Consider the following 17,787-nt stretch of genomic DNA (forward strand, 5'->3'; position numbering starts at 1 on the left):
TACTATGCTCCTAGATTCCAGTTAATCAAGCCTTTTATGGCTCCCTTTGGTAAAGCAGAGGATATTTTACCAAACCATTCCAGAGTCGAAGGTATCTCATCTTTATGCTTCCATACCCAGTGAATTGCTGTGGTAAATTTTTCTAGTTGCTGATGGCTCATCAGATTGAGGAACACTATTTTTCGTTTTTGCAGTTCAGCTTCATCAGTATTCCAAATCTCCTGAATTACCCATCGTTCCATGATTGATGATGTGAATGCGTATTCTCTGATTTCTGCTTGTTCATTAGCATTTTTTGTGCGAAGAATTATGCCTTGTTCTTCTAAGTTAGTTAACTCTCGCACTCTTTGGGTAAAGATAAGGTCAATATCACTCAAATCAAATTTAATCTTCTTATGCAGTCGACCTTTCAACCCAGATAAAGCCATTAGCATTAATAGAGTTTGTTCTACTTCCGAACATCTTTGCCAAATATTTTGAAAAATATGTTTGGTATCGCTTTCAAAGCCCCTAGCAAATGCTGCTATGTCTAGTGTTTTCCCCTCTCCCTTTTCTAGTTCTCTGTACAGAAGAGAACAGGCAATTTGTAATAAAGTAGGATATCCACCAGTAATCTCTCTAATTGCTTCCTGTAACTTTGGTTCTATTGATATATTGGCTATCTTCAGTAGTTGCTCAAAATCATTGTTAGTAAACGGCTTTAGGGATTGGAAGAGATAGTGGTTGTACCACGGGGAAGCATTGGGATTTAGCTTAGGCCCAAGTTCATTGAGGCGCTTGAGTGAGGTAACAACCATCGAAAGATGTTTTCTTTCTGGAGCATGATAAGCCAAATTTCGGCACTCGCTCAAGAAAACTTCCATAGCAGTTTCGGTATAATCCTCTTTTGGGTATAGTGCAGTGTCATAGTCATCTACTAGCAACACCAAGAATTTTTTTTGTTTACCTAGCTTTCGTAATACTTGACGTAAACTATCTTTAGTTGTTTGTCCTGCTGCCAATAATTTCTCAATATCAGCCTGTAATGTAGGTTCATCGTCTAACTGATCCTTCAGTATGCTTAAGACTTCTCTCCAGAACAGAGGCCCACTAAAGGGCTTAATATTCTCGCAGCTCAAAAGAACTATTACAGCTTTTGAAGATTCTCCTTGATTTTCTTCCCAGTATTGAGGTGCAGCCAGTTTTTCTAAGAAGGAAGATTTCCCCATTTTTGGGCCACCCCAAATTGCCAAGCTGCCGTGATTATATATTTGATCGAGTGCTGCTGATATTTCAGTTGTTCGCCCAACGAAATTTTCTGGCGAAACTGGCTGACCAATCGTGAAGGGATTGTTTGGCATTGGGACTACTGAGCCTATATTAGGTTTGATGAATGTTTGAATACCTGTCACACAGAAGCGTTAGACGTTTCTAGTATTTGTTTGTAGAGCGGGTATCGTTAGGAAACTCACATTCTGTACATTGTGCTAATTGCTCTTTGATAAATTTAGTACTGATGCATTTGCCAAAAATGCTACTAATAAACATATATACTGACTTTTAAGCATAATGACGGTTGAGAGAGGATCAAAATCTACTTTTTGCGAATTAGCTTAAGTATATACACTGTAGCTTAAATTATTGTATTTTATGGATTGTCAGAACTAAAAATAAAATTAAGTAATATCACGGCCTTGCCGAGCGCAGTTTATGAAATCATGATTAAAGCTGAGGCTAGAGGTCTGGTTAGAATCGCATTTTGACAAAGCAGAGGTAAAATTTTTTGCAGAAAGAATATACTCTCTCATCTGTGCTGAAAAGCGATTGCAGACTTACAAAACAGAACCGGGGATGCAGAGTTATCTGTCCCCTAAGAAATTATGAGTATGCCACCAAAAAAGGAAGGCGTTGTATCTCAGGTGATTTAGCTTTCTACAACTTCTTGCACACCTTTGATGTAGCAATCATAGGCACTTTGGCTAAAACAAACGAAAATCACTTGTTCTATAGAGTGATGGCTGTTAAGGAATTTGTTGACTTCTGCGATCGCAATTTTGCTAGCGCGTTCCAAGGGGAACCCATAAACCCCTGTGCTAATGGCTGGGAAAGCAATAGTTTTAATTTGGTACTGTTCTGCCAAAGTTAAGCTGTTGCGATAACATCGAGCTAACATCTCATCTTCACCTTGATTACCTCCGCGCCAAACTGGGCCGACAGTGTGAATTACCCATTTTGCTTTGAGTTTGTAACCTTGGGTAATTTTCGCTTCTCCTGTCGCGCAACCATGCAACTGACGACATTCGTCCAAAAGTTCTGGCCCAGCTGCACGATGAATTGCGCCATCAACGCCACCACCACCCAGTAGGGAATTTTTGGCAGCATTAACAATCGCATCTACTGGTAGCTGAGTAATATCGCCTTGAAAAACTGACATTTGCTTCATCATATTTCGTTTACCGTGATTGTCAGACTTTTCTAACATTAAAGCTGCATGGATTGCTTGTAGCCTGTGGAAAATTGCCAGAAAATGACCATTTTTAATCATTGCAGCTAAATGACCGCTACAAAAGCGTTCTTTACGAATGTGAGTTGTTAACAATTTCTGCAATGTCAGAATGTCAGCTACAATTAATAATTCTGGATTTGCTACCAAACGCTCGGCTTCATTTTGCCAAGCTGGCCAATCAAAATCAATGACAAAATTTTCTTGATAAACAGATGTAATGAACTTATTAAATTCTTTAGAATAACAATAAGGATCTAAAGTCAAGGGTTCGGTTTCTATGTTATATAGCTGTGCTTCTGTGTCCGTAAATAATGTTAAAAAAGCTAATAAATTTTCAATATTTTTCAGTGTGATTTTCCGGAACATCTTCCAAATATAAGGTAAGTAAAATTTACTAAATAACAAAATTTTACTTCACTCTCTACGTTGTTAAAGTTATTGCCAGTATCTTCAAACCAAATTGATGAAAAACGACACCCCAGAAGCATTCGATTCAGATAAAGAAATTGCACGTGTAATTGACGAGGTAATGTCTTCATCCTTAAGTGATGAACAGTATCGCAAAAAGATGCAGCGGCGCAAAGAAGTACAGGATCAGCGCATAGCACAAGCTGTACCGACAAAAGGATTAATCGTTGTTAATACTGGTAACGGTAAAGGGAAAACAACTGCAGCTTTGGGGATGGTGTTGCGATCGCTTGGTCATGGTTATAAAGTTGCGATCGTCCAATTCATCAAAGGAGCCTGGGAACCTTCCGAAAAAAGGGTGTTCAGTAATTGGCAAGACCAGCTAGAATTTCATGCTATGGGCGAAGGCTTTACTTGGGAAACTCAAGACCGCGATCGCGATTTAGATAAAGCGCAAGCCGCCTGGGAAAAATCTTTAGAATATATCCGTAATCCAGACTTCCGCTTAGTCTTATTGGATGAAATTAATATTGCGCTCAAAATGGGTTACCTACAAGTTGAGCAAGTATTAGCAGGTTTAGCACAAAAACCTGAAGCTACTCATGTGATTCTCACAGGTAGAGGCGCACCAGCCGCATTAATTGAACGAGCTGATTTAGTTACAGAAATGACTCTGGTGAAGCATCCTTTCCGCGATCAAGGCGTGAAAGCTCAACCAGGAATTGAGTATTAAATGATAAATGATGAATGACGATTTAACATAACTCATCATTCATCATTTATAAATAAAGCTGCATATCAGATAATTTTGGATTTGAGATTTGGGATTGCTCCAACAGATAGACCCTTTAATTTAGCAGGTGATATTTTTTCTACCAAAGATTCCAGGTCAAATGTGCAATAATACGAACTTTTGACTATTGGCTACAGCTACAGACGCGATGAATCGCGTCTCTACAATTTTTGGGTTCCGCACTGTGGTACTAGTTGGAAGATTGATTACACATTTGCAAAATGCGGCGGTCATTGGCACTAATAGACTTGAGTTGATGATAATCTTGCAGCGCCACAGAGTAAGGATAGCTACTTAGCTCCTCCTCACTAATGGTAGGTATTGTGTTGCTTGTAGCTACTGCATTTGAAGTACTTTCATCTGCAGAACCATTAACTGTCATCGCCAATTCCCCGGAGCGATCAATTGTGCCTTGAAAACAGCTAAATTCTGAATTGGGCATATATAAGGCACCATTCACTTTACCTTGGCGCTTCTCAAAGACAATATAGCCTTGTCCAATTTGGTTTGCGGCTGGTGATTGACCGTATAAATAAACGCCGTCTCGGTTGGGTACATTACTCATTGGCACATTTGCGGCTTCTTTAGCAGATTTTTGGTTACTGCTTGCTAAAGCTGTGGTTTGAGGTGTTATTTTTACACCTTTAGCTGAAGTTTGAAAATTCGCTTTTTCGCTGGGGTTTGTAACAAACTCAGCAATATTATTGCTACTTTCAGCAGTTGCCCAAGCTTGATTTCTCTGACCTTTTACTTCTCTTAGCTGTGATAACAAACTAGCAGAACTATTGTGAGTATTTACTTCTATTTGCTGACTGAATACTGGTTGAGTTTGCTCACCGAAAATACTAAGAGCCATAACTAAAGCAACAGCAGGCATTTTCAACTGACGAGAGGCACAGAACTGATAAATGTTATTAAGCACCCGACTACTCCTCTAAAAAACTAACTACTCTCTCAGCAACTTATTAGAACTTAACTAAGTATTTGTAATGAAGGCTCCCTCAATGGTTTGATTTATATTGTCAAGGGAATAAAAATACCTAAAACGGAAATTTTTGTTTAGTTTTTACTTGCAAACCTAGAATATCGTCCTAGAGCCACTTTCTGCTTCACCCTACAGATTCACCTGATTGGGTGATGTAAGAAGAAAAATTACAAAAAATCTCTTTTTTAGAATAAATTTCAATCAATATTCATATTTTTCTCAAAAAATCCACTTTCGATATAGCCCTTTAGTAGCACTAAATATAACTACAACAACGAATTCATTCATTACGGAATATGTCGGAAGATTTTTTGGAAAAAGGGATTGGGGACTGGGGATTAGGGAGATGAGGGAGATGAGGAGGATGAGGGAGAAATAACAAACACTAAACACCCAATTACCCATTACCCATTACCAAAAGACAAATGACAAAAGACAAATGACAAAAGACAAATGACAAATGACAAAAGACAAATGACAAATGACAAATGACCAAAAAAATAGCCCCCTGATTTCAGGAGGCTCATAGTTAAAAGTTATTTGGCTTTTAACTTGCAACGTATTCTTTGACATTGGCTCGACGGCGGCGTAAATGAGCAAGAGCTTGATGCTCTAACTGGCGAACGCGTTCGCGGCTGAGATTTAATCTTTCACCAACTTTCGCCAAAGACATTTCATTACCATCTTCCAAGCCAAAACGTAGAGCTAGAACTTCTCGCTGTTGGGGAGTTAGTTCTGCTAACAGCGTGTTCAAGTCTTGGCGCAAAAACTCTTGGGTGGTGTAATACTCTGGAGATGGGCCATCATCTTCGAGCATTTCTTGTAGTTCGGTATCTTGGTTATCACCCACGCGCACATCTAAAGAAACTGGCTGACGAGCCATATTTAAATACTCGCGGATTTGCATAGGCTCTAGCTCAAGTTCGTGAGCAATTTCCGCCGGATTGGGCGATCGCCCTAACTTTTGAGCTAGTTCGCGCTGTACTTTTTTAATTTTGTTCAGCTTCTCGGTAATGTGGATCGGTAAACGAATAGTACGCCCTTGTTGAGCGATCGCTCTCGTAATTGCTTGGCGAATCCACCAGTAAGCATAAGTGGAAAACTTATAGCCACGCATCGGATCGAATTTTTCTACACCCCGCTCTAATCCTAGAGTTCCTTCTTGGATTAAATCCAGAAACTCCATGTTGCGCTTTTGATATTTTTTCGCAATAGCAACGACTAAGCGGAGGTTCGCTTCAATCATCTTTTGCTTGGCGCGTTTACCTTGAGCTACTGTCTGTTTCACTTCAGTTTCAGATTGGCGAACTTGCTCCGCCCACTCTGGTAAACTTGGTTCGCGGTGCAGCTTCTTCGCCAACGCCTCTTTAGCGTCCAGTAGCGTCATCATTTGTTGCACCTGCTTCCCAAAAACAATCTCTTGCTCACGGGTTAGCAGTGGCACACGACCAATTTCTCGCAGATAGGTTCGCACCATATCAGCCGTGAATTTGGTGTTTAGGTTTTCGGTTGCGGTGTTAACAGTAGGCATTGGTGCGTTGTCCTCTACTCCGTAAACACAATGAATATTTAATCACTAAACTATGGGGGATTAGGAAAGGGAGTACATATATCACAGAACATAGGGGGGTACTATAAGTAATTAATTTATACAGCCGTTTACATGACGGTGTATCACTGAGATAGGTTCCCCTACCCTCCCTAAATTTTGCAGTCTATTTAGATATACGCTGGCTTTTTTTCAACAATTCTTCTGATCGTTAGTTACGGGCGGTAACTATAAAATACGAAGTCGATATGAGTTTTACTTTTATTATAATACGACAAATCTGGTGGATAGTAAAGTAGCCCAGATAAATCTTCCAATTATAGGGCACAACGGTTTGTTTGGCAAAAAAATTTGAAATTCCTTTAACTGCTTACTATATCTATAGTGACGCGAAAACCCCGGCTTCTGTTGCCGAGATGTAGGGAGATAACCGAACTGATTGCCTAGTCGTAGGGTGGGATGTTACGAAATGGGTATGGGGCATTGGGCATTGGGGATAGCCCAATTTATGCCTAAAAGCCTAGATCGGCTCTTGCTAGTTCAGCTGCGGCGAAGAGTTCTTCGTCGGGTTTTTCTTCCCAAGCTGGATCGCCAATTTCTGCGTAGAAGGTAGCATCGTAGGGACGGGTACGGACTACCACTGGCATCGGTACCGCGTGACCTAAAATTAAGGCTTGTTGCTTGGAATCTAATTTTGCTAATACCGATCGCAAACTGCCAGCACCAGAGACTCCTGTAAAAATTGCGTCAATGTCTTTTTCATCATTGAGCAAGGCTGTGATGCGAGTCCCAATTTGGGACATAACTTCATTATCTATCCCCGATGGGCGTTGATCAACTACTAGTAACGTTACGAAATATTTTCGCATTTCGCGGGCAATGGTTCCAAAGATGGTACTTTGAACGATCGCAGGATCTAAGAATCGGTGGGCTTCTTCAATGGTAATCACAAGTTGCGTGGGGCGATCGCTCACATTACCACTATGCAAAAATCTTTCGGCTTTGCTGACATAATGGCTATGAATTCTTCTGGTGATCATATTCGTCACCAACATATATGAGAGCATATCCGACTGGGAGCCAAATTCGACTACCACATGCTTGCCGGCTTCGAGCGATCGCAAAATTTGATTAATATAGTTCTGCGGACAAGCAGCGCGCATATACTTCAAGTTATCCAAGCGCAGCAGTTTGCGCTGCAAGGACATAATTGAACCTTGGTGTCCCCGCTTTTCTTCGCAAAACATCTTGATTTCTTCGTTAGTCATGTTCAACAACTGAAGAATCCAAGACTTGCCATACTCGGCGTAAAGAATATTCGCATTATCTAGGGCTGCTTCCGATAGTCCTAAATCACGAGAACATAACTTGACATCTTCAACTTCTATTTGTTCGTAACTGAGATAAAGTTCTTGTGCGTCACGTACACCCCGGCGTTTTGTCGATTCGGGATCGAGGGTATAAACTTCAACTTTACCGGGAAATAGCTGTTTTAATCCTTTAACTGTACTATATTGCTTACCTTCACAGACGGCTTGCCAGCCGTACTCAGAATGCATATCAAAAATTAAATTTACCGCCGCGTTTTTCCGAACTATCCCCGCTAAAACTAGGCGTGTCAGAAAAGATTTACCAGTTCCAGATTTCCCAAATACTCCGTTACTGCGTTCCACAAACCTGTCTAAATCGATACAGACTGGTACGTCCATATCTAGCGGTTTACCAATGGAAAAGTTTTTTCTTTGGGTATCATCTTCCCAACCAAAAACACGACGAAAATCATCAACGCTTGCTTCGTAAACTTGGCTAAAGTGGCTGGGAATCGTTTTTACTGGTAACAATTCCATTGTAGTGCTAGTTTGAGGCTGAAACGAAGCCAAACCAGTCATTGATGGCGTAAAAGGATTAGCTGATTTCCCATTTGTAGGTGAGAAAGATTCCTCAACTTCTTCTGGGGTAAACATCAACATCGGCGCAAGATTTATCGTACCGTATGTGCCACTACCAGCTAATACTTCCCGTAAAAAAGTATCTTCCCAATTTGGTGGATCAGCAATAATACGGGCATTAGCAGTTCCTAGCGCCACATCTGTCAGCATACAGAAAAAGCGCGATCGCATCCCTTGCACGACTAAAAACTTACCCACGCGCATATCTTCAACAGAGATATCTGGGTGTAATCTTACTTCTAACCCTCCAGTCAGAGAGCCTTGGGTGACTGAACCTAATGGTTGTCCAGAATTCATTTGATTAGTTACATCAATGTTGAGCTGATCTTATGTTGCGTTCCAGTTGTAGAGTTCAAACTTGCCAGGAAATTCTAGCACAAATGGGTTGGGGACTGGGGATTGGGGACTGGGGATTAGGGATTGGGGATTGGGGATTAGGGATTGGGGACTGGGGATTGGGGATTAGGGGTTGGGGATTAGGGATTGGGGATTAGGGACTGGGGATTGGGGATTGGGGGTTGGGGATTAGGGACTGGGGATTAGGGATAGAGTAGTTTATTCCATTTACATAAAAACCGCTATAGTTAATCCTCTTTTAGGTTTCCGTATAGGTACTAATGTCAAGCTTTATCAAAAATTGTTAGTTTAACTATAGATATTATATGAATCAACTAATTTTTGTTAAGAAAGTATGTTAATTACTGCGCCCACAAACCAAGTACAGTTAGAGGCTGTCTTTGAGCGTATCTTAAATATCCGTAGAATTACACGCCAAGACCAAAAGCTTTTAATGTCAGCCTTGCTATCTAAAGAAGATTTGAACGAACAGGAAATGTTGCAAATCAACAAAGTTTTTCAAGCTGTACAAGGCGGATTAATCAAGGTAGTCGATTAGACGCGATTCATCGCGTCTGTACAAGATTCAAAAATTCTACCTCATCGCCAATGCCCCATGCCCCATGCCCCATGCTTAGTTTAAGTTATGTTACACGCCTCATTAGTGTCTTGACGAGAGAAAATGAGAGATGGTGAACTAACTAGAACAATTCAATGGATACAAAAGCTTTTAAACGTAGCCTCCAACATTCGGAAAACTATAATCGTAAAGGATTTGGTCATCAGGCAGAAGTGGCTACTCAGTTACAGTCTGAGTATCAGAGTAACTTAATTCAACAGATTCGCGATCGCAATTACACTTTAGAACAAGGTGAGGTGACAATTCTGTTGGCGCAAGCTTTTGGTTTCTGCTGGGGTGTAGAACGTGCGGTAGCAATGGCTTATGAAACCCGCCAGCACTTCCCCACTGAGCGCATTTGGATTACTAATGAGATTATTCACAATCCTTCTGTGAATCAGCGGATGCAGGAGATGGAAGTCAAATTTATTCCTGTGAATGCTGGGAAAAAAGACTTTACTGTAGTTGAGAATGAAGATGTAGTCATTCTACCTGCATTTGGGGCTAGTGTTCAGGAAATGCAGATTCTCCATGAGAAAGGCTGCAAAATCGTCGATACAACTTGTCCTTGGGTATCTAAAGTTTGGAATACCGTCGAAAAGCACAAAAAAGTAGACTATACCTCGATTATTCACGGTAAATACAAGCACGAAGAAACTGTGGCTACCAGTTCCTTTGCTGGGAAATATCTGATTGTGCTGAATATGCGGGAAGCAGAATATGTTACCAACTATATTCTCCACGGAGGCGATCGCGAAGAATTTCTACAAAAATTTGCCAAAGCCTGTTCAGCCGGATTTGATCCCGATCAAGATTTAGAACGGGTGGGGATTGCTAACCAAACAACAATGCTCAAAGGTGAAACTGAGCAAATTGGTAAGCTGTTTGAGCGTACCATGATGCACAAATACGGCCCCACAGAAATCAATCAACATTTCCAAAGCTTTAATACAATCTGTGACGCTACCCAAGAACGCCAAGATGCAATGTTGGATTTAGTGCAACAAAATCTTGATTTAATCATAGTAATTGGTGGCTTTAATTCTTCTAATACTACGCAATTACAACAGATAGCTTTTGAGCGCGGAATTCCTTCTTACCACATTGATTGTGTAGAGCGGATTAAATCAGCTAAATCTATTGAACATCGACAATTATCTGGGGAGATAGTCACTACAGATAACTGGTTACCAAATGGCAAGATTGCTGTAGGTATTACTTCTGGTGCTTCTACACCCGATAAGGTTGTAGAAGATATCATCGAAAAGATTTTTGATTTGAAAGCCACAGCAACGGTAGTTTAATTACTAATTCGTAATTCGTAATTCGTAATTTTTTACTGGCATTTATCCAAAGGTGGTTGAAATTTTCTTTAATTTATCTCAATTTTTGAACCTGCCTCTGATTACGAATTATTAATTACGAAGCTTTTGAGAAGCACTATATTTCAGGTACATGAATTACACCTGTAGGGGCACAATATATTGTGCCCCTACGATTATCAGTACAGCAAACAATCCAATATTGCTGTAATATCTTGAATAGAAAGAAAGTTTTATAGTAATAACTTGCTACCTCAAAACTATTTTCTCTGATGAATATTAAAATTTGGATACTGTTACCTTAATTCCCGATTCGAGTGGTGGAACTTTGAAATATTCAATTGGTTCAGAGAGTTGAGCAGTTGTTTTAGTTGTTGGTTGCTGACAGGGCGTAAATAAAATATTAGGGTTTTTAATAATATCAAATGGGTTCAGATTTTTGCATACACTATCTTGCTCTCGCAAAATAGTGTTGCTTGTTGCTGGAGAATTATTTTGGTTGAGACTATAACCCCATTTACCAATCAATGACAATGGTTTTGTTGCTAAAACTGCAGCTTGATGATTCTGGCTGTTTGTGGATGGAACATTCTTTTGGTTAGCGTAAGCACTCTGGGTGATGGTAAGCGCACCAATGATAACGGCTAAGGCTAGGGAAGAGGATTTCATAAATATTCCAGTTAGCTCTAATGTATCTTGCTGTTCTATAGCTACATCCGAGACATCTGTTATTTCGGAAAATCCTAAGAGTGCTAAGTAATTACTCAAAACTGTTGAGTTGAGAGAAACTTTAGCATTGCGGCGGCTACATCTTCCAGTGATTCAATCAAAAAGCCATGTCCACCAGAATTAAGCACTACAAGTTCCGCCTGGGGAATACCTTGGGCAAGTTGTTGAGAAAATTTTACAGGGGTGAGAATATCTTGTTTACCTACCATAACTAAGGTAGGGCATGGAATATCTTTGAGGCGTTGTGTAGTATCGCAGTTCAGGATAGCGCGGCTTTGATGATAGATTCCATGAAGAGTTGGCGGAAATGGGTAGTTAATCGCCATCTTAATTATCGCATCGATTATCCCAGGAAGAGAGTAGAATTCATCAGTAAATATCCACGGTAAGATGACTTGCTGGTAAGTTTTCCAGTCAAGAATGCGGGGGAGTTCTCCCCAGGTGGAGACAATACTATTGAATAGAGCATCACCCTTGGCTAAGGATGAGATTAGTATTAGGCTTTTTACTTTTTCTGGGTGTGCTAATGCAAGTTCTTGAGCAATTAAGCCTCCCATTGAATGCCCTGCTAAATGTATCTTATTAATGCCGATAGTTTCTAGTAGTGCGGCTGCATCAATTGCCATCTGCTGAATAGTGTAGGGGCTATCAGGTGCAGAAGTTCGCCCAAAGCCTCGGTTATCGAAACGAATTACTTGATACTGTTTCAGTGAAGGCATCAGCAATGACCAATAAGCATGATCGCACAAGAAGCCGGAAATTAATAGTAATGGCTCTCCTTTGCCTTGGATGTCATAGAATAAATCGATGCCGTTAACGTGGACTTTGGGCATAGTTAAGGGAGATGAGGAAGATGAGGAAGATGAGGGGGATGAGGAAGATGAGGGGGATGAGGGAGATGAGGGGGATGAGGGGGAAACTGATAATTTGATAATTTCTCAGCGGAACAAATCCAAAATCCAAAATTCGTTGACTGCAGTATGAGTAGTATTTATCGCTAGGGGCAGATGAAAGTGCGTTAATCGCAATGAAAGCTAGTGAGTAAGAACTAGCAGTGAGAGTGAAAATTTATGCCTTATCAAGATATAACGGATTTACCAGACTCCGTGAAAAACCATCTACCCAAACACGCAAAGGAAATATTTTTGGCTGCGTTTAACAATGCACTCTCTGAATATGGAGAAGAAGAGACAGCATTTAAAGTTGCTTGGGCGGCGGTTAAGCGCGACTATGAAAAAGGTGCAGATGATGAATGGCACAAAAAACCCGAGTAATACCAATTCAAAATTAACAAAGCAGAAGATGGGCGTAACAGTTGCGTAAGTCTTGTTGTGATTTCTCCCTTATCTTCCTCATCACCCTCATCCCCCTCATCTTTCTTTCATGTATGACGATGAAAATTTTTTCATCAAGACTGCTGCTTTTGCTTGACTAGCCAAAGGGCAAGCAAGGCGATCGCAATTCCTGTAATGATAAAACAAGGAATATAGCCATAACTATCGACAATTCTGCCAAAGGCGGCTGCACCAATTCCCTGTCCAATAAATAAGTTAAATGCAAATAGCGACACCGCAGTTCCTCGCGCCTCGGGTGCAAGTTCTGTGGCTTGGGTTTGCAATGTGCTGTGCATCATGTAAAAGCCTAATCCCATGAGAATATTGAAGGGAACAAACAGCACCCAATTTTGCCATAATGCGATCGCTAAAAAAGAGATACACATTAACACTCCACCAAACCCCATTAACCCCCTTTCCCCCAATCTCCGCACCAAATACTTGACTGAACGGCTATAAATTAGTCCACCTATGCCAAAACCACTGATCATAAAGCCAATTGCGACATAGGGTAAGTTATATCTATCTCTGAGGAATGCACCAATATAAGCAAATCCACCGAATAAGCAAAAGCCTTCAATAAATACGCCGATAATGACAGTTTGGGCAGCTGGTTGCGTCATCAGTTGCAAATAAGGGCGGAAGGTTTCCCAACCAAAGGGAACATGAGAATGTGTTTCATGACGGAGTTTGCCAATCTTTCGCCACAATTCTATAGATATAACTAGCGAAACAACGCCAAATACTAAAAACAGCTCTCGCCAACTCACATATTGTCCAAAGATTCCGCCCAAACTACCACCGAGAATTTGTCCTAATACCAGCGCGCTTAAATATTTACCAATAGCAGTTTGGCGTTGTTCGTAGGGGAAATTGTCACCGATATAAGCTAAGGTAACGGGGATAATTCCTGCTGCTACCACACCAGTGAGGAAGCGCAGTAAAGTCAGAAGCATGATATTGGGCACAAAAGCACAAGCTGCAGTTCCCACAGCAAAGGCTGTCAGTGCAGCTGTAATGACTTTCAGTTTGCCGATGCGATCGCCTAAAGGGCCGTAGACTAATTGAAATAATCCATAAGGTATGGTGTAGGCACTGACAATAATTGCCGCACTACCAACACCAACTTTAAACTCGTCAGCAATGATGTGCAAAAGTGGGTCAATTACCCGCACATCAGCAATTACCATAAAAGCAGCTGCACCCAACAGCCCTAATGAGACAGGTGTTTTACCTGCATTGTTCATAATTTAGAACATTTAGAAGACCAAAATATTTATTATCCGGCCAGTTAAGGAAATTCAAAAACTATAATTTGTCCTTGAATTGTTGGGGACTGCCAGAAAATAAATTATCCAATTCCTCATTACTGCGGTAATCTCTCTAAAATATCCCGCGCTGCTACCGCTCGATATTCATCTTTATACTCAATATATATCGCCAACGCTGTCTGCAAATTCGCCCTCGCCTCTGGGTAGTTTTCCTCTGCTTCTGTAAGCAATCCTAAAGCGTGGTAGGTGAGTGCTTGCTCATAGCGAGCGCCATATTCAATTTTGATAGCTAAAGCTTGTTGATAATTGCACCGCGCCTCTTCATATTCCCGCAATAAATACGCAACAATTCCCAACTGGTGGTAAGTGAGTGCTTGAGAAAAGCGATCTCCATATTCGATATAGATAGCCAAAGCTTGTTGATAATTGCGCCGCGCTTCCTCACCTTCCTGCAAATCTTGGGTAACTATTCCCAAGTTGTGGTAGGTGCTAGCTTGAGAATAGCGATCACCATATTCGATTTTGATAGCCAAAGCTTGTTGATAATTGCGCCGTGCCTCTTCAATTTCCTGCAAATCATGGGCAACACTTCCCAACTGGTGGTAAATGCTAGCTTGGGAATAGCGATCGCTATATTCGATATAGATAGCTAAAGCTTGTTGATAATTGCGCCGTGCTTCTTCAAATTCCCGCAAATCTTGGGCAACACTTCCCAACTGGTGGTAGGTGCTAGCTTGAGAAAAGCGATCACCATATTCGATTTTGATAGCCAAAGCTTGTTGATAATTGCGCCGCGCTTCCTCATATTCCCGCAATAAATACGCAACACTTCCCAACTGGTGGTAGGTACTAGCTTGAGAAAAGCGATCGCCATATTCGATTTTGATAGCCAAAGCTAGTTGATAATTGCGCCGTGCTTCCTCAAATTCCCGTAATTCTTGGGCAATACTTCCTAACTCGTGGTAGGTGCTAGCTTGGGAATAGCGATCATCATATTCGATATCGATAGCCAAAACTAGTTGATAATTGCGCCGTGCTTCCTCAAATTCCCGCAAATCTTGGGCAACTCTTCCCAACTGGTGGTAGGTGCTAGCTTGAGAATAGCAATCGCCATATTCGATATAGATAGCCAAAGCTTGTTGATAATTGCACCGCGCTTCCTCAAATTCCCGCAAATCTTGGGCAACTCTTCCCAACTGGTGGTAGGTGCTAGCTTGAGAATAGCGATCGCCTAGCTGTTGATCTATCTCTAAACACTGCTGGTAAAATTTCTTAGCCTGTGCAAATTGTCTTAAGTTTAAGTAAGCATTACCCAAGTAAAATATTGCTGTAGCTTCCTCATGCCTATTTTCTAGCTTTTGGGCAATCTTTAATGATTGTTGATAATAAGTCATTGCTGTTTCAAATTTTCTTTGCTGAGAATAAGTCCTTCCCAAAGAATTGAGAACTTTTATTTGCAAGCTACTATCTTGAAGACTCTCAGCAATTTTTTCGGCTTCTGCTAAATATTCCCTCGCTTTCTCCGGTTTTTGATGGCTGATATAAGCCACTCCTAATTGATGTAAAACATTACTATATCTGCGGATATCTCCCTCTGGTACAGAATACCCTGTGGGTTTATATTCCATCAACAGACGGTTTAATACATCAATGCGTTCTTGCTTTTCTGGTGGTGGTAATCTATCAACTATTTTCTCTGTATTTTGAGCTTGGTTTAATGCATTTTCTTTAGTTTTTTCTGGCGTTTTAAAGCGAAATACTCCAGAACTCCAAGCCCAAAAATCTGGGGCGAATTTAGCTAGGCGAGTAATGGCATAGTCTGGCAGAATAAATAAAATCGGATGGGGAACTGTTCTTTTATAAGCATCGCGAACAAAATTCAGGTCTTGTAATACTGGGGGATATTCACCATAAACGCCGATAGATTTTTCTAGTCCCCGTACCAGCAACACTAATTTTTTGTTTACCTCTACTTGAAGATTCGCTAATTCTTTCACAATCTCATCTCGCAGAAACCGCAAGTTTTCATCAGGGAAATTGAGAATATAAAGCTGAATCTGTTCACATTCTGGATGAGTTTGCAAAGCTGCAATCAATAAATCTATATCTGGCGGGAAATTAACTTCTACAAAACCCAGCGTGAATTTTTCGGCAAAGTCGATAAAAGTGAGTAATTCAGCAAATATATCTTGATTCAGTGTAATAAATTTCCCAAGCTCGGCATTATGGTTGTCCTGCAATTGCTGATTCAAGTGCTTTTTTGAAGAATTCATTTTGCTTCACCACTGGATTGGGGTAGTTCCACCTTTGATTGCCGTTATATTCTAAAACAGAGGTATTAAATAACATCAACTGACCAATATCATCTTTACTGACATCTTTCGTGATACATACCTGAGCTAAATATAAATAATGTTCTTCAGGGATAAATCTTTCAAAGCTAAATTGCTGCTGCTTGATAGCATAGGTGACATCTTCAGCCGTAATTTTAGGATGCTTGCGTGTACTAGCAGTTTGACAAGCAGTCCGCATCATTTGCATTAATTGGCGAACATGACCACCACTAGCTTTGGCTAATTCTAGCAATTCTTGGCGAGATTCAAATACAGCAGCAATATCTACGCGCTTTTCTATTAAACTTGCTGTTGCGTCTAGTCCAGCTTGATTGCAATTTAAATGGCAAGTATTCCTATCCAATTCATATATATTCACCATTGGCACAATATGGGGATTACCATCAAACAAAGCCAAGGGGTTTTTAGGGGAACACAAAATAGAAATTGGTACTGTATAAATAATGGTACAGTGCAATTCTTGCAACTGAGCCGCGTAATCAAAAAATAAATGGTTAGCAACTGCAGGTGGCACCCGGTCTAGATTATCAAATATAATTAGTAGACCTTTATAATCTGGGTATTTTTTTCTCAGTTTAACGTAAGCATCACCTAGCAATAAATTAATATCTGCTTTCAAGCGAGACAAGTCTTTTTCTAAAGTTTGGCGAATCGTAGTTTTTTGTTTATCAGAACCTTTAATTTGTGCCAGCAATTTAACCATTAATTTCGCAATAAATGGCGCTTCTGGCTTCAGTGTGGCTTCTCCTTCAATGCTGACCGATTTCTCTACAGTTTCTTCTGTTTCTTTTGTAATATCTTTAAACCATTCTTCAAAGTTATGTAATAGCTTTTCGTCAAAATTTAAACCTAATTTTCTCAATTCAAATTCTACTTGTTTAATCACAATTAAATATAAATCTGTATAGCTGGCATCGTTAATATCTGTTTCTTCATTGACTTCTAAATAAATCACATGATAAGTTTTTTCCCAAAGCTTTTGAATGCGCTTTAACTCGGTACTTTTGCCACATCCACGATGACCAGTAAATAAAATAGTGCTAAAATCTGCAGGTTCTTGAAAATCTAAAATAGTACTAACGCTATCAACGGCTGAAGTTTTGCGTACTGCTGATAAATCAACATAATATTTTTCAATTTCTTCACCTTCCAAGGGTTCTAAAGTACAAACTTGAAAAGCTTTTTTGAGAGTATTAGCCAGTTGATTATTAGATATACTCATAGTTATTGATACTAATTTAGTCTACTGCGATTTTTCATTTGTAGTTTCTCACAAATAACTTACAACTCGCCATAGGATTTTCCCATAACAAAATTTTAGGCGATCGCACTCATGAATTATCTTTGCCAACCGATACATAGGCAATGTAACCCCATACATTAACAATGCATCCCGATACATTAACAATGTGACCCGATACATTGCCAATGTCAGCCCATACATTAACAATGCATCCCGATACATTGCCAGTGTAGACCCATACATTAACAATAGACCTCTTGCATGAATCTTTGCCCTCACCCTAAATCCCTCTCCCATGCTTGGGAGAGGGACTTTAATAAGTAGGGCTTGCAGAATAAACAAAAAACCTAGATAAATCAAGAGATTTGGGGGGACAAAAGAGAATAAAGTGCAAGGAAAAAGGATAAAGT

Annotated in this window: 16 protein-coding genes; 6 read left to right on the plus strand and 10 right to left on the minus strand. The window is 40.3% G+C overall.

What is annotated here, in order from left to right; genetic code table 11:
• Positions 1-2: 2 nt before the first annotated feature.
• The gene (locus tag HG267_RS04870) at positions 3-1,340 is read right to left on the minus strand and encodes an ATP-binding protein (RefSeq protein ID WP_045870478.1); all 1,338 of its coding nucleotides are present in this window, start codon (positions 1,338-1,340) and stop codon (positions 3-5) included.
• A 563-nt stretch (positions 1,341-1,903) separates the two neighbouring features.
• Positions 1,904-2,851 (minus strand): O-acetyl-ADP-ribose deacetylase, encoded by a 948-nt coding sequence (locus HG267_RS04875; RefSeq protein WP_210403092.1) that lies wholly within the window; start codon positions 2,849-2,851, stop codon positions 1,904-1,906.
• Between the two features lie 97 nt (positions 2,852-2,948).
• Here HG267_RS04875 and cobO point away from each other — a divergent pair, with 97 nt between their 5' ends.
• Positions 2,949-3,626, plus strand: coding sequence for a cob(I)yrinic acid a,c-diamide adenosyltransferase (gene cobO, locus HG267_RS04880; protein WP_045870479.1), 678 nt, complete (start codon positions 2,949-2,951; stop codon positions 3,624-3,626).
• A 250-nt stretch (positions 3,627-3,876) separates the two neighbouring features.
• On the opposite strand, the gene HG267_RS04885 is transcribed toward cobO, so the two are convergent.
• From HG267_RS04885 to HG267_RS04895, 3 genes are all read right to left on the minus strand, one after another.
• Positions 3,877-4,608 carry a hypothetical protein gene (locus HG267_RS04885; protein ID WP_045870480.1) on the minus strand — a complete coding sequence of 244 codons (732 nt, stop codon included), beginning with the start codon at positions 4,606-4,608 and terminating at the stop codon, positions 3,877-3,879.
• Positions 4,609-5,218: 610 nt separating this feature from the next.
• Positions 5,219-6,202 carry an RNA polymerase sigma factor, RpoD/SigA family gene (locus HG267_RS04890; protein WP_045870481.1) on the minus strand — a complete coding sequence of 328 codons (984 nt, stop codon included), beginning with the start codon at positions 6,200-6,202 and terminating at the stop codon, positions 5,219-5,221.
• 530 nt (positions 6,203-6,732) lie between these two features.
• Positions 6,733-8,466 (minus strand): helicase HerA domain-containing protein, encoded by a 1,734-nt coding sequence (locus HG267_RS04895; RefSeq protein ID WP_045870482.1) that lies wholly within the window; start codon positions 8,464-8,466, stop codon positions 6,733-6,735.
• A 32-nt stretch (positions 8,467-8,498) separates the two neighbouring features.
• On the opposite strand from HG267_RS04895, the gene HG267_RS04900 reads away from it, so the two are divergent.
• The 3 genes from HG267_RS04900 (at position 8,499) to HG267_RS04910 (ending at position 10,428) form a co-directional block, all read left to right on the plus strand.
• Positions 8,499-8,663, plus strand: a complete 165-nt coding sequence (locus HG267_RS04900) for a hypothetical protein (protein WP_155539232.1) — start codon at positions 8,499-8,501, stop codon at positions 8,661-8,663.
• Between the two features lie 197 nt (positions 8,664-8,860).
• Complete coding sequence (locus HG267_RS04905) at positions 8,861-9,064, plus strand: hypothetical protein (protein WP_045870483.1); 204 nt, start codon at positions 8,861-8,863, stop codon at positions 9,062-9,064.
• Positions 9,065-9,219: 155 nt separating this feature from the next.
• On the plus strand, positions 9,220-10,428 hold the full coding sequence (locus HG267_RS04910) for a 4-hydroxy-3-methylbut-2-enyl diphosphate reductase (protein WP_045870484.1): 1,209 nt from the start codon (positions 9,220-9,222) through the stop codon (positions 10,426-10,428).
• Between the two features lie 297 nt (positions 10,429-10,725).
• On the opposite strand, the gene HG267_RS04915 is transcribed toward HG267_RS04910, so the two are convergent.
• On the minus strand, positions 10,726-11,214 hold the full coding sequence (locus tag HG267_RS04915; protein ID WP_052335195.1) for a hypothetical protein: 489 nt from the start codon (positions 11,212-11,214) through the stop codon (positions 10,726-10,728).
• On the minus strand, positions 11,211-12,008 hold the full coding sequence (locus HG267_RS04920) for an alpha/beta fold hydrolase (RefSeq protein WP_045870485.1): 798 nt from the start codon (positions 12,006-12,008) through the stop codon (positions 11,211-11,213). The genes HG267_RS04915 and HG267_RS04920 overlap by 4 nt, the downstream gene beginning before the upstream one ends.
• Here HG267_RS04920 and HG267_RS04925 point away from each other — a divergent pair.
• Together HG267_RS04925 and HG267_RS04930 are read left to right on the plus strand one after the other, a co-directional pair.
• Positions 11,983-12,159, plus strand: coding sequence for a hypothetical protein (locus HG267_RS04925; RefSeq protein ID WP_155539234.1), 177 nt, complete (start codon positions 11,983-11,985; stop codon positions 12,157-12,159). The two genes, HG267_RS04920 and HG267_RS04925, sit on opposite strands and share 26 nt — an antisense overlap.
• Before the next feature lie 86 nt (positions 12,160-12,245).
• Positions 12,246-12,449, plus strand: coding sequence for a ChaB family protein (locus HG267_RS04930; protein ID WP_045870486.1), 204 nt, complete (start codon positions 12,246-12,248; stop codon positions 12,447-12,449).
• A 134-nt stretch (positions 12,450-12,583) separates the two neighbouring features.
• Here HG267_RS04930 and HG267_RS04935 read toward each other — a convergent pair whose 3' ends face one another.
• The 3 genes from HG267_RS04935 to HG267_RS04945 form a co-directional block, all read right to left on the minus strand.
• Positions 12,584-13,756: an MFS transporter gene (locus HG267_RS04935; protein ID WP_045870487.1), complete on the minus strand. Its 1,173-nt coding sequence runs from the start codon at positions 13,754-13,756 to the stop codon at positions 12,584-12,586.
• A 119-nt stretch (positions 13,757-13,875) separates the two neighbouring features.
• Positions 13,876-16,053, minus strand: coding sequence for a tetratricopeptide repeat protein (locus HG267_RS04940; RefSeq protein WP_045870488.1), 2,178 nt, complete (start codon positions 16,051-16,053; stop codon positions 13,876-13,878).
• Positions 16,004-17,356 (minus strand): P-loop NTPase fold protein, encoded by a 1,353-nt coding sequence (locus HG267_RS04945; RefSeq protein ID WP_045870489.1) that lies wholly within the window; start codon positions 17,354-17,356, stop codon positions 16,004-16,006. The genes HG267_RS04940 and HG267_RS04945 overlap by 50 nt, the downstream gene beginning before the upstream one ends.
• Positions 17,357-17,787: the final 431 nt, after the last annotated feature.

Origin of the sequence: Tolypothrix sp. PCC 7601, from assembly GCF_025677855.1 — a bacterium.
In the GTDB taxonomy this organism is placed as follows: domain Bacteria; phylum Cyanobacteriota; class Cyanobacteriia; order Cyanobacteriales; family Nostocaceae; genus Aulosira; species Aulosira diplosiphon.